At 72.5% G+C, this 21,789-nt stretch carries 16 protein-coding genes and 3 tRNA genes; 11 read left to right on the plus strand and 8 right to left on the minus strand.

Annotated elements, in window-relative coordinates:
- Positions 1-73 precede the first annotated feature (73 nt).
- Entirely contained in the window at positions 74-2,512 is a 2,439-nt protein-coding gene (locus ACIRQ7_RS14070) for a molybdopterin oxidoreductase family protein (RefSeq protein WP_404262439.1), read from the minus strand.
- A 161-nt stretch (positions 2,513-2,673) separates the two neighbouring features.
- On the opposite strand from ACIRQ7_RS14070, the gene ACIRQ7_RS14075 reads away from it, so the two are divergent.
- The 5 genes from ACIRQ7_RS14075 (at position 2,674) to ACIRQ7_RS14095 (ending at position 10,221) form a co-directional block, all read left to right on the plus strand.
- Positions 2,674-3,882, plus strand: coding sequence for a sirohydrochlorin chelatase (locus ACIRQ7_RS14075; protein ID WP_404262440.1), 1,209 nt, complete (start codon positions 2,674-2,676; stop codon positions 3,880-3,882).
- A complete protein-coding gene (locus tag ACIRQ7_RS14080) occupies positions 3,879-5,321 on the plus strand; it encodes a deoxyguanosinetriphosphate triphosphohydrolase (RefSeq protein ID WP_404262442.1) in 1,443 nt (480 codons plus the stop codon). The genes ACIRQ7_RS14075 and ACIRQ7_RS14080 overlap by 4 nt, the downstream gene beginning before the upstream one ends.
- A gap of 243 nt (positions 5,322-5,564) precedes the next feature.
- On the plus strand, positions 5,565-6,827 hold the full coding sequence (locus tag ACIRQ7_RS14085; protein ID WP_401471822.1) for an NAD(P)/FAD-dependent oxidoreductase: 1,263 nt from the start codon (positions 5,565-5,567) through the stop codon (positions 6,825-6,827).
- 99 nt (positions 6,828-6,926) lie between these two features.
- Positions 6,927-8,843: a DNA primase gene (dnaG, locus tag ACIRQ7_RS14090; RefSeq protein WP_401471825.1), complete on the plus strand. Its 1,917-nt coding sequence runs from the start codon at positions 6,927-6,929 to the stop codon at positions 8,841-8,843.
- Positions 8,844-8,961: 118 nt separating this feature from the next.
- Positions 8,962-10,221, plus strand: a complete 1,260-nt coding sequence (locus tag ACIRQ7_RS14095) for an RNA polymerase sigma factor (RefSeq protein ID WP_404262445.1) — start codon at positions 8,962-8,964, stop codon at positions 10,219-10,221.
- Between the two features lie 34 nt (positions 10,222-10,255).
- Here ACIRQ7_RS14095 and ACIRQ7_RS14100 read toward each other — a convergent pair whose 3' ends face one another.
- Positions 10,256-11,737 (minus strand): FGGY family carbohydrate kinase, encoded by a 1,482-nt coding sequence (locus ACIRQ7_RS14100; RefSeq protein ID WP_404262447.1) that lies wholly within the window; start codon positions 11,735-11,737, stop codon positions 10,256-10,258.
- Between the two features lie 88 nt (positions 11,738-11,825).
- A complete protein-coding gene (locus ACIRQ7_RS14105; protein ID WP_401471834.1) occupies positions 11,826-12,125 on the minus strand; it encodes a YtxH domain-containing protein in 300 nt (99 codons plus the stop codon).
- 274 nt (positions 12,126-12,399) lie between these two features.
- Between ACIRQ7_RS14105 and ACIRQ7_RS14110 the strand changes: the two genes are divergently transcribed.
- The 3 genes from ACIRQ7_RS14110 to ACIRQ7_RS14120 all read left to right on the plus strand — a co-directional run bounded on the left by ACIRQ7_RS14110 (position 12,400) and on the right by ACIRQ7_RS14120 (position 12,826).
- Positions 12,400-12,472, plus strand: a tRNA-Asn gene (locus tag ACIRQ7_RS14110).
- Positions 12,473-12,477: 5 nt separating this feature from the next.
- Positions 12,478-12,550: transfer RNA gene (locus ACIRQ7_RS14115), tRNA-Asn, on the plus strand.
- 202 nt (positions 12,551-12,752) lie between these two features.
- Positions 12,753-12,826 (plus strand) — tRNA-Ile (locus ACIRQ7_RS14120).
- 446 nt (positions 12,827-13,272) lie between these two features.
- Here the strand turns inward: ACIRQ7_RS14120 and ACIRQ7_RS14125 are convergent.
- The 3 genes from ACIRQ7_RS14125 to ACIRQ7_RS14135 form a co-directional block, all read right to left on the minus strand.
- Positions 13,273-14,640, minus strand: coding sequence for an MFS transporter (locus tag ACIRQ7_RS14125; RefSeq protein WP_404262449.1), 1,368 nt, complete (start codon positions 14,638-14,640; stop codon positions 13,273-13,275).
- A 43-nt stretch (positions 14,641-14,683) separates the two neighbouring features.
- A complete protein-coding gene (locus tag ACIRQ7_RS14130; RefSeq protein ID WP_404262451.1) occupies positions 14,684-16,339 on the minus strand; it encodes an amidohydrolase in 1,656 nt (551 codons plus the stop codon).
- Positions 16,340-16,517: 178 nt separating this feature from the next.
- A complete protein-coding gene (locus ACIRQ7_RS14135; RefSeq protein WP_404262453.1) occupies positions 16,518-17,417 on the minus strand; it encodes an Lrp/AsnC family transcriptional regulator in 900 nt (299 codons plus the stop codon).
- A 243-nt stretch (positions 17,418-17,660) separates the two neighbouring features.
- On the opposite strand from ACIRQ7_RS14135, the gene ACIRQ7_RS14140 reads away from it, so the two are divergent.
- Both ACIRQ7_RS14140 and ACIRQ7_RS14145 read left to right on the plus strand, forming a co-directional pair.
- The gene (locus tag ACIRQ7_RS14140) at positions 17,661-18,641 is read left to right on the plus strand and encodes a C-terminal binding protein (protein WP_404262455.1); all 981 of its coding nucleotides are present in this window, start codon (positions 17,661-17,663) and stop codon (positions 18,639-18,641) included.
- The gene (locus ACIRQ7_RS14145) at positions 18,638-19,414 is read left to right on the plus strand and encodes a class II aldolase/adducin family protein (RefSeq protein ID WP_404262456.1); all 777 of its coding nucleotides are present in this window, start codon (positions 18,638-18,640) and stop codon (positions 19,412-19,414) included. Before ACIRQ7_RS14140 ends, ACIRQ7_RS14145 begins: the two co-directional genes overlap by 4 nt.
- Positions 19,415-19,510: 96 nt before the next feature.
- Here ACIRQ7_RS14145 and ACIRQ7_RS14150 read toward each other — a convergent pair whose 3' ends face one another.
- Together ACIRQ7_RS14150 and ACIRQ7_RS14155 are read right to left on the minus strand one after the other, a co-directional pair.
- Positions 19,511-20,422, minus strand: coding sequence for an alpha/beta hydrolase fold domain-containing protein (locus ACIRQ7_RS14150; RefSeq protein WP_404262458.1), 912 nt, complete (start codon positions 20,420-20,422; stop codon positions 19,511-19,513).
- Complete coding sequence (locus tag ACIRQ7_RS14155; RefSeq protein WP_403670394.1) at positions 20,419-20,976, minus strand: quercetin 2,3-dioxygenase; 558 nt, start codon at positions 20,974-20,976, stop codon at positions 20,419-20,421. The genes ACIRQ7_RS14150 and ACIRQ7_RS14155 overlap by 4 nt, the downstream gene beginning before the upstream one ends.
- A gap of 112 nt (positions 20,977-21,088) precedes the next feature.
- Between ACIRQ7_RS14155 and ACIRQ7_RS14160 the strand changes: the two genes are divergently transcribed.
- A complete protein-coding gene (locus ACIRQ7_RS14160; RefSeq protein WP_404262460.1) occupies positions 21,089-21,532 on the plus strand; it encodes a MarR family winged helix-turn-helix transcriptional regulator in 444 nt (147 codons plus the stop codon).
- The last annotated feature ends 257 nt before the right edge of the window (positions 21,533-21,789 follow it).

Genomic DNA, 21,789 nt, shown 5'->3' on the forward strand with positions numbered 1-21,789 from the left:
AACCACGCAGACGGCGAACCCGGCCGGTCACCTTGCCCGTCACCCGTCACCCGTCACCCCGCTCCTCACCCCGTCACCCCGCCGGTAGGCCCGCCCGGCTCGCCTGCTCCTCCACGTCCCTCTGCTCCTCCAAGCCCCCCTGCTCTTCCCGTCCCGCCGCTTCCACGTGTACCGCGCACACCTTGAACTCGGGCATCCGGGACGTCGGATCGAGCGCGGGGTTGGTCAGGGTGTTGGCGCGGCCCTCACCGGGCCAGTGGAACGGCATGAAGACGGTGTCCGGGCGGATCGCGGCGCTCACCCGTGCCGGGGCGACCGCCCGGCCACGCCGCGAGGTCACCGCGACCGGCTCGCCGTCCGCGATGCCGAGCCGGTCCGCCAGCCGTGGGTGGAGCTGGACGAACGGGCCCGGCTCGGCGGCGTTCAGTTCGGCGACCCGGCGGGTCTGCGCGCCCGATTGGTACTGGGCCAGCACCCGACCCGTCGTCAGCACCACCGGGTAGGCGCCATCGGTCTCCTCGGCCGACGGCCGGTACGTGACGGGGACGAACCTGGCCCGGCCGTCGGGCGTGGCGAAGCGGTCCAGGAAGAGGCGGGGCGTCCCCGGATGCGGCGGGTTGACGGCACCGTTCCCGGCGCTGCCCGAGCTCCCCGCCTCCCCCGCGCTCTGTCCGTGGCGCTCCGGATGCTCGTCCTCCCACGTCTCCCCGATGTTCCCGGTCCCCCTCATCTCCTCCTTCCCGCCTGTCTCCTCCCTCTCCTCCCTCTCCGCCTTCCCGCCGTCCTCTCCGCTCTCGGGGCAGGGCCAGAACACCCCGTCCTCCGCCGCGATCCGCGCGTAGGTGATGCCCGAGTAGTCGGCGGGGCCGCCGGCCGAGGCCCGGCGCAGCTCGTCGAAGACCTCTTCGGGGGCGGTCGGGAAACCCTTCTCCCACCCCAGAAGCGCCGCCAGCCCGCTCAGCACCTCCAGATCCGTGCGGACGCCGGGCGGCGGCTCCAGCGCGCGGCGCCGCAGCAGCACCCGGCCCTCCAGGTTCGTCGTCGTCCCGGTCTCCTCCGCCCACTGGGCGACCGGCAGCACCACATCAGCCAGCGCCGCCGTCTCGGACAGCACCACATCCGCCACGGCCAGGAAGTCCAACGACCGTATGCGCGCCTCCACATGGGCGGCGCGCGGCGCGGAGACGACCGGATTGGAACCCATCAGGAGCAGGGCGCGGACCTCGCCGCCCAGCGCGTCCAGCAGCTCGTACGCGCTGCGTCCGGGGCCCGGGAGCGTGTCCGGGTCGACGCCCCACACCTGCGCGATGTGCCGGCGGGCGGCCGGGTCGTCGAGTTTGCGGTAGCCGGGCAACTGGTCGGCCTTCTGGCCGTGTTCGCGGCCCCCCTGGCCGTTGCCCTGGCCGGTCAGGCAGCCGTAGCCGGACAGTTCCCGGCCCGCCCGGCCGGTCGCCAGGCACAGGTTGATCCAGGCGCCGACGGTGTCCGTGCCCTTCGCCTGCTGCTCGGGCCCGCGCGCCGTCAGCACCATCGAGGACTCCGCGTCACAGAACATCCCGACTGCCGCACGGAGTTGGGGCACCGGCACTCCCGTGATGCGCTCGACCATTTCCGGCCAGTGCGCCATCGCCGCCGCCCGCGCCTCCTCCCAGCCGCTGGTGCGCGCGGCGATGAACTCCTCGTCCGTACGCCCCTGGGCCACCACCAGGTGGAGCAGCCCCAGCGCCAGCGCCAGATCCGTGCCGGGCCGGGGCGCGAGATGCAGATCCGCCTGCTCGGCGGTGCGGGTGCGGCGCGGGTCGATGACGATCAGCCGGCCGCCGTTCTCCCGCAGCTCGGTGAGATAGCGCAGCGCCGGTGGCATCGTCTCGGCCAGGTTGGAGCCGACCAGGATGACGCAGCCGGTCCGTGCCACATCCGCCAGCGGGAACGGCAGGCCCCGGTCCAGTCCGAACGCCCGGCCGTGCGCCGCCGCGGCCGACGACATGCAGAAGCGGCCGTTGTAGTCGATCTGTGAGGTGCCGAGTGCGACCCGGGCGAACTTCCCCAGGGTGTAGGCCTTCTCGTTGGTCAGCCCGCCGCCGCCGAAGACGCCGACGGCGTCCTTGCCGTATGCGGTGCCGGTGCTTCGCAGCCCTTCCGCGACCCGGGCCAGGGCGGTGTCCCAGGTGGCCGGTTCGAGGGTCCCGGTGGCGGCGTCGCGCACCAGGGGAGTGGTCAGCCGTGCACCGGGCGCGAGGACCTCGGCCGCCGTCCGTCCCTTGCCGCACAGCGCCCCCCGGTTCACCGGGAACGCCGGGCGTTCGACGACCTCCACCAGGGGGCCGGGCGGCTGCCCGGCGCCTGCCGTGCCGCCCTCCGCCGTGTCGTCCCCTGCGGTGCCGCCCCTTGCCGTGCGGGCCTCCGGGCCCGCCCTCCCGGCCTGCGTGACCGCGCGTTCCGTGGGCCGCAGCCCCATGCCGCATTGGAGAGCGCAGTAGGGGCAGTGGGTGTCGACCGTCGCGGCGTTCATGGCTGCCACCGTGGTACGCCGGTGTTACGTGCACGGATCGCCGCTGTTTCGGGCGCGGGGCGGACACCTCCCACCGGAGCGCGGGGCGGCGGAGGTCCGACGGCACACGGAGTTCCCCGCGCCGAAACGGCACCGCAACGCCCGGCTGCCACGCTCTGCTCATGACGGAGTCGATACCGCACCTGCCCACCCCGGCCACGGTCGACCTGCCCGCGACAGGCCCCGGCGGCCCCGCCCCGGCCGGCCCGCGCACCCCCGCCCCGGCGGCCCCGCCCACCACCGGCCGTCGTGCCGGCGAGGTGCGCGGAGCCCCTCGGGGACGGCCCTGCGACGATCCCGCCTGCGCCGCGGCGCCGGCCCCGACCGCGGCCGGGCTCGCCACCGAGATCACCGCCCAGCTGGCCACCCAGCTGGGCAGCGTCCGCCTGCGCACCTTCCACCGGCCGACCGCCGCCCGCCCCGGCGCCGCGCCCCGACCCGGCAGCGCCGCCCCGCACCCCGGTGCGGACCCCGTGGCCCCCGGCGGTCCCACGCTGGTCGCCGTCGCCCACGGCAGTCGCGATCCGCGCGCCGTACGCACCATCCGGGCGCTGCTGGACCGGGTACGCGCGCTGCGCCCCGGCCTGCCCGTACGGCTCGGCCATATCGAGCTGAACCGGCCGCTGCTCGCCGACACCCTGGACGCACTGACGGGTGAGGTGGTCCTCGTACCGCTGCTTTTCGGCCGCGGGCACCACGTCACCCGCGATCTGCCCGCGGCGCTCGCCGCCGCACCCCACCTGACCGGCCGGATCGCCCCGCCCCTCGGCCCGCACGCCCTCCTGGCGGAGGCCTTGCACGGCCGCCTGGAGGAGGCGGGATTCCGGGCCGGCGGCGATCCGGCGGACCACGCCCCAGCGACCCGCCACCCCCACCGTCCCCACGCCCTCACCGCCCCCACCAGCCACTCCTCCCGCACCTCCTGCTCCCATGCCCCGGCCCCCTCCCGCCCCGCCGTCGTCCTCGCCGCCGCCGGGTCCCGGTCGGCGCCCTCCGCCGACGACACGGCGCGCACCGCGCGGCTGCTCTCCGGGCGGCTCGGCGGCATCCCCGTGCTGCCCGCGTACGCCTCCGCCGCGGCCCCCACCGTCGCCGAAGCCGTCCGCGTACTGACCGCCCGCGGCCACGACCGGATAGCCGTCGCCTCCTGCTTCACGGCGCCCGGACGCTTCGCGGCCCAGTGCGCGGACGCCGCCCCCGGGATCGCCGCCGCGCCGCTGGGCGATCACCCCGCGCTGGCACGTCTCGTACTGCACCGCTTCGACCAGGTGCTCCTGGCGCGTACCGCATCCGACCCGGACGGCATCAGGGCGGCTACCGTCGCTGTATGACGGGCACATCACCGACCGACGACCGGGACGCGGGCGACCCCGGCCCCGGCCACGACGCCACCGGATCCACCCGGGCCAACGGTTCCCCCCGCGCTTCCGGCACGGCGCACACCTCAGGCCACACCCCTGGCCACGCCCCCGCCCACCCCCTCGGCTACACCGCCGCCGACGCCGAACGCTGGGTTTCCGAACCCGACAAACGCCCCGGCCGCACCGCCTTCCAGCGTGACCGTGCCCGGGTGCTGCACTCCGCCGCGCTGCGTCGCCTCGCCGGCAAGACCCAGGTCGTCACGCCCGGCGCCCTCACCCCGGCCTGGGACGCCAGCCCGCGCACCCGCCTGACCCATTCCCTGGAGTGCGCGCAGGTCGGCCGCGAGCTCGGCGCCGCGCTCGGCTGCGATCCGGACCTCGTCGAGACCGCCTGCCTGGCGCACGATCTCGGCCACCCGCCCTTCGGCCACAACGGCGAGCAGACGCTCAACCAGGTCGCGGCGTCCTGCGGCGGTTTCGAGGGCAACGCCCAGTCGCTGCGGCTGCTGGCCCGTCTGGAGCCCAAGCGGTTCGTCCCGGCCCCGGACGGCTCGAACGTCAGCGTCGGCCTCAACCTCACCCGTGCCGCCCTCGACGCCGCCACCAAGTACCCGTGGCCGCGCGGGGCGCACCCCACCGACCCCGGCTCCCCGAAGTTCGGTGTGTACGAGGACGACCTGCCGGTCTTCGCGTGGTTCCGCCGCCAGGCGCCGGCCTCGGCACGGAGCTTCGAGGCGCAGGTCATGGACTGGTCCGACGACGTGGCGTATTCGGTGCACGACGTCGAGGACGGGCTGCACGCCGGGCACCTCGACCCCAATCTCCTGCTGGCCGACGCCGAACGCGCCGAGATCTTCGCGGTCGCCGGCGAGCGCTACGCGGCGGGCGCCGGGCCGCAGGAGCTGGCCGAGGCGCTGGACCGCCTCCTGGAGCAGGAGTGGTGGCCGCACGGCTACGACGGTTCCGCACTCGCCCAGGCCCGCCTCAAGGACGCCACCAGTCAGTTGATCGGCCGCTTCTGCCAGGCGGCCGAGGTCGCCACACGCGCCGCATGGGGCACCGGGCGGCTCACCCGTTACGCAGCGGAGCTAGTGGTTCCGGCCGAAACCCGGCTGGAATGCGCCGTTTTGAAAGCCGTCGCCGACCGATACGTCATGCAGCGGCCCGACCAGGAAGCGCTCCGCGCCGACCAGCGCGTGGTGATCGCCGAACTGGCCGAGGCGCTGCTCGCCCGCGCCCCCGACGGCCTTGACCCGCAGTTCCGTTCACTGTTCGACACCGCCGCTGACGACACCGCCCGGATGCGTGCCGTCATCGACCAGATCGCGGCCCTCACGGACACCTCGGCCCGCTCCCTGCACGCCCGGCTCACCCGGCCACCGGGCAGAACCCGGGGCAACCGAGGGTGAACCCTGAGGGGGACCCCGGAGGTCACCAAGGGGAAAGACCCCCTTCCCCCATCACGCTCCGTGCGGGACGCTCGAACACGACTGTTCCGCACCACGACTCACACCACCGTTCCGCCGGGGGACCGACCCCCCAGGCCAGGAGCGGGAAAGAGCACACCGGCGCGGGCATATCTGACGGGGCACCACCGGGGGCGTTCACGGACGCGAAAGCCGACGTACGGCACCGCAACGAGGAGGAAGCAAGTGGTCGACGCACACCAGACGTTCGTCATCGTCGGGGGTGGCCTGGCCGGGGCGAAGGCCGCCGAGACTCTCCGCTCGGAGGGCTTCACCGGCCGGGTCATCCTCATCTGTGACGAGCGCGACCACCCGTACGAGCGGCCCCCGCTCTCCAAGGGGTACCTGCTCGGCAAGGAGGAGCGGGACAGCGTCTTCGTCCACGAACCCGCCTGGTACGCCAAGGCGCACATCGAGCTGCATCTCGGCCAGCCGGCGGTCCATCTGGACCCCGAGGCCAGGACCGTACGCCTCGGCGACGGCACCCTGATCGTCTACGACAAGCTGCTGCTGGCCACCGGAGCCGAACCGCGCCGCCTGGACATCCCCGGCACCGGCCTCGCGGGCGTCCACCACCTGCGCCGCCTCGCCCACGCCGAGCGGCTGCGCGGCGTCCTGGCCTCCCTCGGCCGGGACAACGGCCATCTCGTCATCGCCGGCGCCGGCTGGATCGGCCTGGAGGTCGCGGCGGCGGCCCGCTCCTACGGCGCCGAGGTCACCGTCGTCGAGGCCGCCCCGACACCCCTGCACGGCGTCCTGGGCCCGGAGCTGGGCGGTCTCTTCACCGACCTGCACAGCGAACACGGCGTCCGCTTCCACTTCGGCGCCCGCTTCACCGAGATCATCGGCCAGGACGGCATGGTGCTCGCCGTGCGCACCGACGACGGCGAGGAACACCTCGCCCACGACGTCCTCGCCGCGATCGGCGCCGCCCCGCGCACCGGCCTCGCCGAACAGGCCGGACTGGACCTCGTCGAGCCCTCCGCCGGGGGAGGCGTGGCCGTGGACGCCGCGCTGCGCACCTCCGACCCGTACATCTACGCCGCCGGCGATGTCGCGGCCGCCGATCACCCCCTGCTGGACACCCGGGTCCGCGTCGAACACTGGGCCAACGCCCTCAACGGCGGCCCGGCCGCGGCCCGCGCCATGCTCGGCCAGGACATCGCCTACGACCGCATCCCGTACTTCTTCTCCGACCAGTACGACGTCGGCCTGGAGTACTCCGGCTACGCCCCGCCCGGCTCGTACGACCAGGTCGTCTGCCGTGGCGACGTCGGCAAGCGGGAGTTCATCGCCTGCTGGCTGAGCGAGGGCCGGCTGCTGGCCGGGATGAACGTCAACGTCTGGGACGTCGCCGAACCCCTCCAGCAGCTGATCCGCTCCGGGCGGCAGCTGGACGCCGACGCACTGGCCAACCCGGACATCCCGCTCGAATCGCTGCTTCCCTAGGGCATCCGGCAGGGCCCCTCCGGCGCGTTCTCGGCGCCGGCCGGGGCGTTGCGGGCAGCCGCGGCGGGGAGTGTCCGACCCCGGCCGTAGAATTCACGCGTGGCAGGCAGGATCAACGATGACGATGTGAAGGCGGTTCGGGACGCGGTCCCGATCGACGCCGTCGTGTCCGAATACCTCCAGCTCCGCAACGCCGGCGGCGGAAACCTCAAGGGCCTGTGCCCCTTCCACGACGAGAAGTCCCCGTCCTTCCACGTCAGCACCGCCAAGGGGCTCTACCACTGCTTCGGCTGCCAGGAGGGCGGCGACACCGTCGACTTCATCATGAAGATCGACCACCTCTCCTTCGCCGAGACCATCGAGCGGCTCGCCTCCCAGGCCGGCATCACCCTGCGCTACGAAGAGGGCGGCTACGCCCCCGGCCGGCAGCAGGGCGAGCGCACCCGCCTGGTGGAGGCCCACAAGGTCGCCGCCCAGTTCTACGCCGAGCAGCTGGACGGCCCCGAGGCGGAGATCGGCCGCAAGTTCCTCGCCGAGCGCGGCTTCGAGCAGTCCGCCGCCCAGCATTTCGGCGTCGGCTACAGCCCGGCGGGCTGGGACCACCTCACCCGTTTCCTGCGCGGCCGCGGCTTCACCGACAAGGAGCTGGTCCTGTCCGGCCTCTCCCAGGAAGGCCGCCGCGGTCCCATCGACCGCTTCCGGGGCCGTCTGATGTGGCCGATCCGCGACATCTCCGGGGAGGTCGTCGGCTTCGGCGCCCGCAAGCTCCGCGACGACGACAACGGCCCCAAGTACCTCAACACCCCCGAGACCCCCATCTACCGCAAGTCCCAGGTCCTGTACGGCATCGACCTCGCCAAGAAGGAGATCGCCAAGACCAGCCGCGCCGTGGTCGTCGAGGGGTACACCGACGTGATGGCCTGCCATCTGGCGGGCGTCACCACCGCCATCGCCACCTGCGGCACCTCCTTCGGCGAGGGCCACATCAAGATCCTCCGCCGGCTCCTGATGGACAACGCCCGCTCCGAGGTCGTCTTCACCTTCGACGGCGACGCCGCCGGCCAGAAGGCCGCCCTGCGTGCCTTCGAGGACGACCAGAAGTTCGCCGCCGAGACCTCCATCGCCATCACCCCCGGCGGCATGGACCCCTGCGACCTGCGGCTCGCCAAGGGCGACGCCGCCGTCGCCGGCCTCGTCGACTCCCGCACCCCGCTCTTCGAGTTCGCCCTGCGCCACGTGATCTCCCAGCACAACCTCGACACCACCGTCGGCCGCGCCGCCGCCCTGGACGAGGCGGCGCCCATCGTCGCGAACATCAAGAACAGCTCCATCCAGCACGAATCCGCCGTCTCGCTGGCCGGCATGCTCGGCATCCTGGACACCCAGTTCGTGGTCCGCCGCGTCGGCCAGCTCGCCCGCTGGGCCCGCGACCGCGGCCGCGACGGCGGCCCCGACCAGGGCCGCAGGCAGCGCCCCGGCCCGGCCCCCGGCCCCGAGCAGAGCCGCCCCGCCCCCGGCCCGCGCGGCCCCGCCCTGAATCTCCGCAGCCCCGCCCACCGCGTCGAGCGGGAGCTGCTCAAGCTCGCCCTGCAGCGCCCCGACCTGGTCTCCCCGGCCTTCGACGCCTACGGAGCCGACGAGTTCACCGCCCCGCCCTACGCCACGGTCCGCCAGTGCATCGAGGACGCCGGCGGCGCCGCGGCAGGCGCCTCGGACGGCGAATATGTCGCCCGGGTCCGGGAGGCCGCCCCTGACGACACCGTCCGCGCCATGGTCACCGAGCTGACCGTCGAGCCGTTGCACACCCGCCGCGACCCCGACGACGCCTACGCCGGAGTCCAACTGGTCGCCGTCCGCCTCGCCGCCGTCAACCACCGCGTCTCCGAGGTCCGCGGCACCCTCCAGCGCCTCGGCCCGGCCGCCGACCCCGAGCACCTCGCCGCGGTGCAGAACGAACTCTGGGTCCTCCAGCAGTACGGCCAGTCGCTCCGCGAACGCGGCTACGCCGCGCTGTAGCGCGCGGCCCCGCACAGCGGATCCCACCCCGCCGTAGCCGTCCGGTCACGGAACGGACTCAAAAAGTGGACGCACGCCCCTCGTGGCGGGCATGTGTCGTACTCCACACTGAGAAGCGGTGCCTGAGTCCTCGGAGCGCGGCGGGTCCGGTTGTACGGACCGCGAATCCCCCGCGCAGCCGCTCGTGACGTACGGGACGGACAGCGGCTCGGCCGCAGCCGTTCCCGACCCTTCTGCCGCCTCAGCTGCGATCACCCTGGAGGTCGCCCCCGTGCAGACCCAGACCCTCCCCGACGCGCCGCCGGCCGGCGCACCGGCCCTGCCCGAGACGGCCCCGCCCGCGCCCGCCACGCTCGATCCGGTGCCCCCGGAGGCGGCCGTGGTGCCGCAGCAGGGCGACGCACCTGACGCCGAGATGATCATTGAGGAGATCACCCCGGAGCCGCCGCCCCGCCCCGAAACGGGCAGCCCCTCCTCCGACCTCTTCCGTCAGTACCTCCGCGAGATCGGCCGCATCCCGCTGCTCACCGCCGTCGAGGAGGTCGACCTCGCACGACGCGTCGAAGCCGGTCTCTTCGCCGAGGAGAAACTCACCAGCACCCCCGACCTCGCCACCCAACTCGCCTCTGATCTCGACAAGTTGGTGGTGCTCGGCCGGATCGCCAAACGCCGCCTCATCGAGGCCAACCTCCGGCTCGTGGTCTCCGTCGCCAAGCGCTACGTCGGCCGCGGCCTGACCATGCTCGACCTCGTCCAGGAGGGGAACCTCGGCCTGATCCGCGCCGTCGAGAAATTCGACTACGCCCGCGGCTACAAATTCTCCACCTACGCCACCTGGTGGATCCGCCAGGCGATGTCCCGCGCGCTCGCCGACCAGGCCAGGACCATCCGCGTCCCGGTCCACGTCGTCGAACTGATCAACCGCGTGATCCGCGTCCAGCGCCGGATGCTCCAGGAACGCGGCTACGAACCGACCCCCGAAGAAGTCGCCGCTCACCTCGACCTCACCCCGGAACGCGTCAGCGAGGTGCTGCGGCTCGCCCAGGAGCCGGTCTCCCTGCACGCCCCCGTGGGCGAGGAGGACGAGGTCTCCCTCGGCGACCTCATCGAGGACGGCGACGCCGCCTCACCCGCCGAATCGGCCGCGTTCCTGCTGCTGCGCGAACACCTCGAAGCCGTCCTGTCCACCCTCGGCGAACGCGAACGCAAGGTCGTCCAGCTGCGCTACGGCCTCGCCGACGGCCGGCCCCGCACCCTGGAGGAGATAGGCCGCATCTTCGGCGTCACCCGCGAACGCATACGGCAGATCGAGTCCAAGACCCTCAACAAACTCCGCGACCACGCCTTCGCCGACCAGCTCCGCGGCTACCTCGACTGACACACTCACCGGGCCCGCCCCTGCGGCGGGCCGCTCAACCCTCCCGGTGGAACGCCCCCGGATAGGCCTCGTCCCGCACGGTCGTGTACTGCTGGCGCACGGCCTGCCCCACCGGTAGCTCCTCGCCCGGCTCGAACACCTGACTCGCCGCCGCCGGCCACACCGGCGGGTCGACCCATCCCGATCCGCCGCCGTGTCCTGGCTCGGCGCCGGCGGCCGGCGCCAGCGTGCCGTGTGCCACCCCCAGCGCCCAGGCCGCCTGCCGCGCCGCACCCAGCGCCGCGTAATCCGCCGGCTGGGGCACCACGATCTGCACCCCGAACAGCCCGGGGGCCACCGCCTGCACCGCACCCAGCTCGGCAGCCCCGCCCAGCAGGAACACCCGGCGCACCGCCACCCCCCGCGCGCGCAGCACGTCCAGCGCGTCCGCGAGCCCGCAGAGCATGCCCTCGACGGCCGCCCGCGCCAGATGCTCCGGCTTCATGCTCTCGCGCCGCATACCGTGCAACGACCCGGCGGTGTGCGGCAGATGCGGCGTCCGCTCACCCTCCAGATACGGCAGCATCACCATGCCGTACGCACCCGGCGACGACTTCAGCGCCAGCTCCGAGACACCCGCCAGATCCGTCCCGAGCAGCTCCGCGGCACCCCGCAGCACCCGCACCGCGTTGGTCGTGTGCACGACCGGCAGATGCATCCCCGTCGCATCGGCGAACGAGGTGATCGTCCCCGTCGGGTCGGCCAGCGCCTCATGGTGGATGCCGAAGACGGACCCCGAGGCCCCGAGCGACACCACGGCATCGCCCTCCCCGACACCCAGCCCGAAGGCGGCCGCCATGGTCTCGCCCGTACCCGCGGAGATCAGCAGCCCCTCAGGGGTGAACCCGGCGGTCCCGGACGGACCCAGCACCTCCGGCAGTCGCACCTGATGGCCCAGCGCCAGCTCCACCAGCTCCGGGCGGTACGACTCGGTCGCCGCCGACCAGAACCCGGTCGCCGACGCGCCGCCCCGGTCCGTCGTACGCCGCGCCGGCCGGCCCAGCAACTGCCACGCCAGCCAGTCGTGCGGCTGCATGACCTCGGCGATCCGGGCGGCATTCGCCGGCTCGGTACGCGCCAGCCAGCGCAGCTTGGTCACCGGATGGGCCGCCTGCGGCACCGCCCCGACCGACTGCGCCCACGCCGTACGCCCGCCCAGCGAATCCACCAGATCCGCGGCGGCGCTCTGCGCGCGCCGGTCATTGCCGACCAGCGCGGGCCGTACGAGATTGCCGTCGGCGTCCAGCGGCACCAGACCGTGCTGCTGCGCCGACACCCCGATGGCCTGGACCCCTTCGAGCAGCCCGCTGCCCGCGGCCTCGCCCAGCGACATCAGCCACGCCTGCGGATCGACCTCGGGGCCCTTCTCGACAGGGTGTGGCGCATACCCCTGCCTGATGACGGCACCCGTGTCCGCATCGCAGACCACGATCCGTGTGCTCTCGGACGAACTGTCCAACCCGGCGACTATCCCCATGGCCCCAGATGATGCCCCATGCGACGCATAGGAGGAGAGTCAGGGTTTGCCCGGCACGGCGCACACGGGTGAGGGCGGCCGGCGCGGCTCAGGTGTTGCTGGTGCCCCAGTCGTCCGCGTCGGGCGAGCGCTGCTCGCGCAGCGAGCGCACCCGGGAGGTGACCGAGTCCGGCAGCCGGTCACCGACCTTCGCCGACACCGTCCCGAACGCCTTCGAGGCGGCCTCCCGCCCGCTCAGCGCCGCCGACTCGGCGGTATTGCGCACCGCCGGATTCTGCGCGACCCGCTGAGCGGCCTTGCGCAGCTGCTCATACCGCTCCCGGCCTGCCCGGGTGCCGAGCACATATCCGGTGGCCAGTCCCAAGATGAACGTGAGCCGGTAGCGCATCGCTCCGCCTTCCCTCTTCGTCGGTCCCGCTCGTCGGTACCGGGAGTGCCGCCCCGGTTCGCACCGAAGCCGCTCCCTCCCGGACACGATCCCGCCCGATGCCCCTACGCACCGGACCGCCGGGCTGTGCACCTCGCCTACCCAGCCGGGCCGGAGATCACCGAGGCGATACCGATTGGCGGAGCACCCCCCTGCTTGCGCTAATGTATGTGTCGCAGCGAACGCGCGCCGTCCGGAAGCCCGGACAGGAGTGCATTCGAGGCACACAGAGCATTCCCCTGTAGCTCAATTGGCAGAGCAGCCGGCTGTTAACCGGCAGGTTACTGGTTCGAGTCCAGTCGGGGGAGCTCGGTCCCCTGTAGCTCAATTGGCAGAGCATTCGGCTGTTAACCGGAGGGTTACTGGTTCGAGTCCAGTCGGGGGAGCAGAAGGAACGAGGACCCCGCAAGGGGTCCTTTTTCTTGTGCCAGGGAACCGAATTTCTTGTGCCAGGGAACCGAACCGCCGGTGATCGAAGTCCTCTTGGACAGGCAAGGTCGCACGACGATGGCCCTCACAGGCAACAGATCGTATGAGCGGCTATGCTGCGGCAGACGGCGCGCACAAATGTACGCGGCGCGCCGTCAGGGGGCGGTAGCTCAGCCGGTTAGAGCAGCGGACTCATAATCCGTCGGCCGTGGGTTCGAGTCCCACCCGCCCCACCGCACCGCCCAGGGCGAAGCCCCTTTCTACCTGGGGAAACGTGAGAACGGGGGCCACCGCGTCAGCGCGGCGGCCCCCGTTCATCCGTTCAGACCAAGATCCAGGGGACACACAGGGGACACGGGCGACGGGGTCGGGGCGCGGGGGAACCCGGGCCGCCTTCGAACGGGTGTTGCGGCTCTGCCGGCGCCCCACCTCGTCCCGGGCGACAGCCTGGCGGTAGCTCCCACCCTTCGACGCCCGGAGCTCCAGGGCGGGCGATCATGAAGCGGACGGGTGAGAAGTGCGGTTGTCACCCTCCGGGTAGCGGTCGTTGACGTTCTCGACCGGACCACCCTGAGATCGGTGCCGGCGAGCAGGGGCAGTGGCGGCGAGGTGCCGTGGACGAATGGCTGGGTCCGGGGCGCCCGGTGGTAGCTCCACGAGCTGTGCCCGACAGCCGTTGCTACGAGGCGGTTGGCACCGCCTTCTGTGCTGCCGGGCCCTCGGTTCGTCCGTCGTACGCCTGCGCTGTGCCGATGCGGTGGAGGCGGGCCGTGCACACGATGCCGATCGCGGAGATGAGCATCAGGCCGGCGGCCGACGGCCAGTAGTGACCGCCCGCGGCAGCCGTGAGCGAGACCGCGGCGAGGGGGGCGAGGCCGCCGAAGACCATGTTGCAGACCTGGTAGGAGAGGGAGATGCCGGTGTAGCGGACGTGTGGTGCGAAGCCCTCGACGAGAATCGATGCGATCGGCCCGTACAGCGCGGACATGACCAGGCGCATGGCCAGCATCATCAGCCAGATGAGGAAGACGCTGCCGGTGCCCAGCACCATGAACTGCGGCACGGCCAGGACGATGACGCCCGCGAGGCCGGCGATGACGACCTTGTGCGATCCCACGCGGTCGGCGAGCCATGACAGCCCGGGCGTGACGGCGAGTTCCAGGAAGGCGGCCAGGGTGAGGCCGTTGAGCAGCATCGACTCCGACAGGTGGAGGTTGCCGGTGCCGTACGAGAGCAGGAAGCTGGTCACGACGTAGTAGCCGCCGGTCGCCGTGGCCAGGGCGAAGACGCCGATGAGGACCGTGCGCCAGGCTTTCTGGAAGACCTCGATGACGGGCAGTTCGGCCACCGTGCCGTCCGTCATCTGCTGTTCCTTGCGCATCTCTTCCATGACCGGGGACTCCTCCAGCGTGACCCGGACGACCAGGCCCACGATCACGAGCACGGCGGAGGCCAGGAACGGCACGCGCCAGCCCCAGCTCATGAACGTGTCGTGACCGAAGAGGTTCATCAGGCTGAAGGCGCCGGTCGACAGCAACGCGCCGACCGAGGAGCCGAGTTGGGCGAACGAGCCGAAGAAGGCAGCCCTGCCCCGCGGGGCGTTCTCGACGGCGATCAGTACCGCGCCGCCCCACTCCCCGCCGATCGCGATGCCCTGGACCAGGCGCAGCACGATCAGCAGGATCGGGGCGAGCGCGCCGACCTGGGCGTAGGTGGGCAGCAGACCGATGGCGAACGAGGCGGCTCCCATCATCACCAACGTGATGACCAGAGTCTTCTTGCGCCCGACCCGGTCACCGATGTGCCCGAAGATGATGCCCCCGAGCGGGCGCAGCAGAAAGCCCACGGCGAACGTCGCGAAGGCGGACAGGGTCCTGAGGTACGGCGACATGTCCGGTGGGAAGAACACGTCGTTGAAGACGATCGCCGCGGCGGTGGCGAACGCGTAGAAGTCGTACCACTCGATGGAGGTGCCGGCCAGCGCCGCGACGGCGGCTCTGTACGGGCTCGGCCCGGCGGCGGGCTGCGGGGAAGAGGAGGGGGACACGGGGCCTCCGGGGGCTTGTCAGGGGAGGGGCGAGGGGCGGTGGTCAGCGGCCGGGGGCTGCCCAGGCGCGGGTGCCGCCGATCCAGGTTTCGCGTACGTCGATGGAGGAGAGCTCGGCCGGGTCGGCGGTGAGCGGGTCGTCGGCCAGGACGACGAAGTCGGCGAGCATGCCGGGGGCCAGGGCGCCGACGTCGTGTTCGCGGTGCAGGGCGCGGGCGGCCGAGGCGGTGTGTGCCTGCAGCCCGTCCGCCACCGGCATCCGGAGGGAGGCGTCGCCGAGGACGGTGCCCAGCACGGTGCGCCGGGTCGCCGCGGCGGAGACGGCCTCCAGCGGGGCCGGCGGGGCGACGGGCGCATCCGAGCTGAAGACGACGGGGACGCCCGCGGCCAGGCAGCTGCCGGCCGGGTTGTAGCGGTGGCCGAGGTCGCCCACGGCGGTCAGGGTGCCGTCGCCGGTGCGCAGGTGGTGCTGGGGCTGCATGACCGGGATGACGCCCAACCGGTCCATGCGGGCGATCTGTTCGTCGGTGGGCAGGCCGGAGTGCTCGATGCGGTGGCGGATCCCGGGGCGTTCCCGGTCGGCCTGGGCCTTCTCGACGGCGTCGAGGACCATGCCGATGGCGTACGGGGACTGGGCGTGGGTGGCGGTCTGCAGCCCGGCGCGGTGGGCGCGGCCGACGAGCTCGGCGTACTCCTCGGCGGAGTGGTAGAGCTGCCCGTGGTGGCAGCAGTCGGCGGCGTACCCGTCGGGGAAGTACGCGGTCCAGCCACCGAGGGTGCCGTCGGCGTAGAACTTGACGCCCTGCACGCGGAAATGGTCGTCGCCGAAGCCGTGCACGATGCCCAGTTCGAGGGCGGTGTCCAGGAGCGCGGAGGTGAGGTAGGCGGAGACGCGCAGGCGCAGTGAGCCGTCGGCGCGGGCGCGCAGGTACGTTTCCATCTCGCGGCGGGATGCCTGGGCGTCGCCGACGGTGGTGACCCCGGCGGCGAGGAAGACCTCCTGGGCGCGCTGGAGGTGGTCGGCCATGATGGCGTCGGGCTCGGAGAGATGGAAGTTCGGGCCGTGATTGCCGATCTTCACGCCGCCGGGCCCCGTGAGCAGGTCGCATGCGGCGTCCCAGAGCCGGCCGTCGGGCTCGCCGGAGGCGGAGCGGCCGATGCTGCCGCCCTCGGGGTCGTGGGTGCCCGCGGTGACGCCGCAGGTGCGCAGGGCATGGGAGTTGACGACGCCGCCGTGGCCGGAGGCGTTCATCACGTACACCTCGCGGTCGGTGGCGACGCGGTCGAGGTCGTGGCACGTGGGGTGGCGGCGCTCGGCGAGGCGGCGGTGCTCGTAACCGAAGCCGCGCACCGGGACCCCGGCGGGCAGTTCGCGGGCTGCTTCGGTGAGGACCGCGACGAGCGTCTCGATGTCCGGTACGCGCTCAGGGCGGCAGTCCACCCAGGCGAGTGCCTGCCCGTACATCACGGGGTGGCAGTGGGCGTCGACGAAGCCGGGGTGGACGAGGCCGCCGTCGAGGTGGAGGGTGTCGTCGGCCCGGCCGCCGAGTGCGGCGCGGGCGTCGGCCGTGGTCCCGATATGGACGACCCGACCGCCGCGGACGGCCAGTGCCTCGGCTCGATCGGGGGTCCCGGGGGCGGCGACGGCAGCGCCGGTCACCAGGAGCGTGCGGCCGATGCCGTCGAGGGGGTGGTGCATGAGGGGGCCTGCTTTCGACCTGGGCGTCCATGAGGGAGCCGTGCGTACGGAGAGCCCGTGACGGCTGATTCGTTCGCATGGACGATATGCAGCAGACGATGTCTTGCCTAGACCTCTGACTTGCGAATGTTTCGGAAAGTTATGACGGCTTTGACTTACGTATCGTCTGACGTGGCGCTCAGGGGCTGGGGGCGGTGAGGTCGTACCGCTCCTTGACCAGCTCCAGATGGACCCAGCTCTCCACGCCGCGGGCGCCCGCGCACGCCCGCATGTCCTCCAGCGTGTCGCGCACCGCCCCGAGGGACTCCGCGCTGATCGTTCCGACGAGTTCCGCGCGCCCCATGCAGGCGGACAGGAAGGAGACCCGGTCCCACTCGCCGATGCGCCGCGCGACCTCGTCCCGTTCGCCGTCCAGGCGCACGGCGAATCCGCACAGGAAGCCCAGCCCCAGCAGCTCCGGGCGGACCAGGGCGAGCACCTTGGCGACGCCACCGTCGAGGAGGCGCAGGGTGCGTGCGCGGGCGGCGCCGGGTGAGATCCCCACGCGTTCGGCGAGTTCGGCGAAGGGGAGCCGCCCGTCGCGCTCCAGTTCGTCGAGTATCAGCCGGTCCGTCGCGTCCGGTTCCGGCATATCGGGCCGGCCTGCCGGCAGGTACGGATCCTTGAGGTGCTGGAGGGAGATCAGCGGGTCCACCGCGTCAACGCCCTTCAGGGATCTGATCGACTCGATGGCCCGGTCCAGCTCCGCCAGCCCCGCGGTGCGCAGCTCCGCCATGATCGCGTGCCTGCCCGCGGTGAGGGTGACGAAAGGCGCCTGCGGCATGGCGGCGACCGCGCGGGCCACCGGTTCGGCCGGGCCGCGCACGCCGATCGACAGATGGGCCGAGGCGGTCAGGCCCCGTACGGCGGGATGAACGACGGCCACCACGCGGACGCCGCCTCCGGCGAGCAGCCGCTGCACGCGGGTGCGGGTGGCGGGGCGGGAGAGTCCGACGCGTTGGGCCAGCGTCTCGTACGTCAGGCGGCCGTCCGACTGCAGTTCACGGACGACGGTCAGATCGGTCGGGTCCAGATCCACCTGGCGTTTCCCCTCGGCTCGGTCGTCCGGGCGCGGGCGCACCCGGGCGGGGTCCATTCTTGACCACCGGAGCGCCGGGGCTCCGGGGTACGGGCCGGGTGGCACGCCTCACTGGCATACGCATCGCCGCCTCTGGACAATTTTACTGAATGAAACGTAAGTTCAGCGCGGCCCGTACGGTCGAATCGTCATTTCGCTACCGCTGAAGGTCTTGAGGGGCTTGAGGAGCTCAAGGAGGATGGGATGAGTCGGCCCATGGTGGTGTTCACGGACCCCGAGGAACTGGACGTGGGCCCGGGGGCCCGGCTGTTGACCGAGGCGGGATTCGCCACCCGGGTCGTGGGCAGTCGCGACCCGGACGCGATCGCTGCGGCCGCACAGGACGCAGTGGCGCTGATCGTCGGCTACGCCCCGGTGGATGCCGCGCTGCTCGACCGCCTCCCCGGCGTGCGGATGCTGGCCACCATGTCCGCGGGATACGACATGATCGACACCGCGCACGCGCGTCGGCGCGGTGTGTGGGTGAGCAACCTCCCGCATGCCGCGACCGAGGACGTCGCGGTACACGCGCTGGCCTCCGCGCTCGGGCTCGTACGCGCCCTTCCCCAGGCCGACGCCACCGTGCGCGGCGGCGGCTGGAACGCCGATTTCGCCGAACTGCCGCGCAGGGCAGGTGAGCTGACGCTCGGCCTCATGGGATTCGGGCGCATCGCGAGGGTCCTGGCCAGGATCGCGGGCCCCGTCTTCGGCCGCGTCGCCGCGTACGACCCGCACGCCGCAGAGGCCGGGTGGCCGTCCGACGTCGAGCGGATGGGCAGGGACGAGCTGGTCGCCGCCTGCGACATCCTCTCGCTGCACACCCCGCTGACCGAGCAGACCCGCGGCATGGTCGATACGGAGCTGCTGTCCCATATGCGGGCAGGGAGCTACCTGGTGAACGTCGCCCGCGGCGAACTCGTCGACGCCGCCGCGCTGCTGGCCGCACTGGAGGGTGGACGGCTCCGGGCGGCGTCCCTGGATGTGTTCCCGGTGGAGCCTCCGGCGCCGGACGACCCGTTGCGCACCCACCCGCGCATCCAGCTCTCCCCGCACAGCGCCTACCTGTCCGATACCTCCCGGCGGGCCTATGTGTGCGCGCCCGCCGAGAACGTCATCGCCTGGCACCGGACCGGGCGCCCGCTGACCCCCGTGGTCCAACCGGCATCCGAAGGAGCCTCCTCATGACCGAAGCGCCGTCCGCCCCCGACCCGGACCGGGAGGAAGAGACCCGGCTGCGCCGCGAACTCGCCGCCGTCTACCGGCTCGTGGCGCACTTCCGGATGACGGACCTGATCTTCACCCACATCTCGCTGCGACTCCCGGGACCCGACCACCACTTCCTGATCAACCCCTACGGTCTCCTCTTCGAGGAGATCACCGCTTCGAACCTGGTCAAGATCGACCTGTCCGGAAATCCCGTCGGGCCCACCCCCCACCCGGTCAACCCCGCGGGCTTCGTCATCCACAGTGCGATCCACGCCGCACGCGCGGACGCGCACTGCGTCCTGCACACCCACACCCGGGCGGGCTGCGCGGTCGCCGCCCAGCGCGACGGGCTGCTGCCGCTGAACCAGATGTCGATGGAGTTCTATGACCGGGTGGGCTACCACGATTACGAGGGCGTGGCCCTCAACCTCGACGAGCAGAAGCGTCTGGTCGACGACATCGGCGACCACCCCGCGCTGATCCTGCGCAATCACGGTCTGCTGACGGTGGGCGAGAGCGCGGCCCAGGCCTTCCTGCGCATGTACTACCTCGAGAAGGCCTGCGAGATCCAGGTCACCGCCCAGGCCGGCGGCGGACCGCTGACCGTTCCGCCGGCCGAGACGTGCGAGTACACCGCCCGGCAGCTCGCGGGCGGCGCCGACGCGGACTTTCAGGACGATGTCGCGTACGACCTGGCGTGGGCGGCCATGCTGCGGCTGCTGAACCGGGTGGCTCCGGACTACCGCGACTGACCTCCAGGGTCTTGGGGCCGACGGCCGGGTTCGGCGGCGACGGCGGCGGCGACCCCCGTGCTGCCGATGTGTCGCGGCCGCGTCACCGAGCCGTACCTACGGCCGCGTCCCCGGGCGCGGTCCGTCGACGTGTTGGCGGCTGAAGGTCAGGGAGCGGGTGAAGATCTTCTGCACCTGGGCGTCGGGCAGCCCGTACCAGCCGTGATCGGCACCCGGGACGGTCCACAGCTCGACCGGGGTCCCGGCCTTCTCCAGTGCCGCGGCGAGGGATTCGCTGTGTGAGCACGCCACCATGGTGTCCTCCGTGCCGTGGACGAGAAGGAACGGCGGGGCGGCAGGGTGGACTTGGGCCAGTGGGCCGGCCGCTCGGGCGCGCTCCGGGACCGCTGCCGGGGCAGCTCCCAGCAGGAGCGCCTCAGGCGTGGCGGGGTCTTCCGGGGCGAAGCGGCCTCGGGCGCTGGTCAGGTCGCTCGGTGCGTACCAGATCACGGCGCCGACCGGTGCGGGGTCGGTGCGGGTGAGGGCGAGGAGGGAGGCGAGGTGTCCGCCGGCGGACTCTCCCCACACCACCGTCCTCCCGGTGTCGATACCGAGTTCGGCGGAGCGGAGGGTGAGCCAGCGCAGTGCGGCGCGCAGGTCGTCGAGCGGGGCGGGGAAGGTGGCCTCGCCGCTGAGCCGGTAGTCGGCGCAGGCGACGGCGAAGCCCGCCGCCGCGATGCGCGCGAAGGGCCCGGGGTCCCAGTCGCGGGTCCGCAGTCCCATGTCATCGCGCCGCCCTCTTCGCCATGCGCCGCCGTGCACGAACAGCACCAGCGGAGCAGGCTCCGCCCGGCGGCTTCCGGGCAGCCACAGGTCGAGCTCCAGTGGACGGCTGCCCTCGACGTTTGCGTAGGGGACGCCGCGCACCGCGCGCACGCCGGATCCGTTCGGTGCGCCGGGCGGCAGTGGAGCGTGGTCGGGGTGGGGTGCGGCGATCAGTTCCCGCACCGAGGGGCGGGGTGCTGTCATCGGGTGTGCCACTGGTGGTCGGGCAGGAAGCGCACGTCGTACTGCTCGGGGACGCTCGCGAACTTATGGGGTTCCGGGACGAGGGGCTCGCGTGGCAGGCCGAGCTGTTCGGCGGGCGCGCCGAGGTTCTCGAAGAACCGCTCGAAGGTGCCGCCGGGGCCGGCCGCGACGCCGACGACCTGGCTGTGGTGGCGTTCCATGCGGTAGGCGTGCCGGCAGTTCTTGGGGACGAAGCCGAAATCGCCCGGGGTCAGCAGCTTCTCCTGCTGCTCTCCCTCGGTGTCCTCGACGAACAGCCGGACGGCGCCCTGGGTGATGTAGAAGACCTCGTGGGTGTCGGTGTGCAGATGGGCCGGGATGACGTCGCCCTTGGGGCCTTCGACGGTGAAGAAGTTGAAGGTGTTCTCGGTCTGCTCGCCGCCCGCGTAGATGGTGATCAGGTCGCCGAACAGGTGGGCGCGGTCCCCCTCGCCCTTCTCGATGAAGTAGGGCTTGCCGGGCGCCGCGGGAATGCGCGAGGCCTGCCGGTAACGGGTGGCGTACTCGATGGTCATGCGGTCTCCGTGGGTCGCTTCCGAATGTCAGGTAGCCTGACATAGGGGTTCATGAGGAGGCAAGCCACTGGATACGATCCTGGCTTTCCCGCCCTGTCGTCGTGAGGACCAGATGCAGCCCACCCACCGCAACCTCGCCCAGTTGCTCGGTGACGCCCGACGCTGGTTCGACGAAGGGCTGGTGGCATCCCTGGAAGCGGCCGGAGCCACGCTGGTGTCCCCACCCCAGGTCCAGCTCTTCGCCGTACTCGACGACCAGGGCTCCACGGTGTCCGAACTGGCGCGGCGCATGGGCGTCACCCGGCAGACGGCCCACCAGGCCGTGCACGGCCTGGTGGGCGCCGGTCTGCTCGAGCAGGTCCCCGACCCCACCTCTGCCCGCCGGCGGCTGATCCGGCGTACCGGGGAAGGGGAGCGGGCGCACCGCCAGGCCGGGCTCATCCTCGAAGGGCTGGAGGAACGGCTCGCCGAGCGGATCGGCCCGGAGGCGGTCGACGCACTGCGGGCGGCGCTGGAGGGACCGTGGGGTCGGCCGCCCTCCCCGGGTTCGCAGTAGGGCCGACGTCGTGGTCTGCGCGGACGGCGGCTCCACTGATGGGGTCATCCGGTCGCGGTGGGGCACAGGTCGCCTCCTCGTACGGCGCGTGCGCCTCCCAATTGCCGTGCGGGGTGGGGGTGTTGAGGTGGAGTGCACGGCGGTGGTGGATCTGTTCGCCGCCCGGGGCGAGGGACGAAGGGAAGCGTCCGCGGGCGGGTGGGGAGCGGCCGTTGGGGTGTCGGGCATCGCGGTGAACGCTGCCACGTCGACGGCAG

The organism is Streptomyces sp. NPDC101393 (genome assembly GCF_044767385.1).
Taxonomy (GTDB): Bacteria; Actinomycetota; Actinomycetes; order Streptomycetales; family Streptomycetaceae; genus Streptomyces.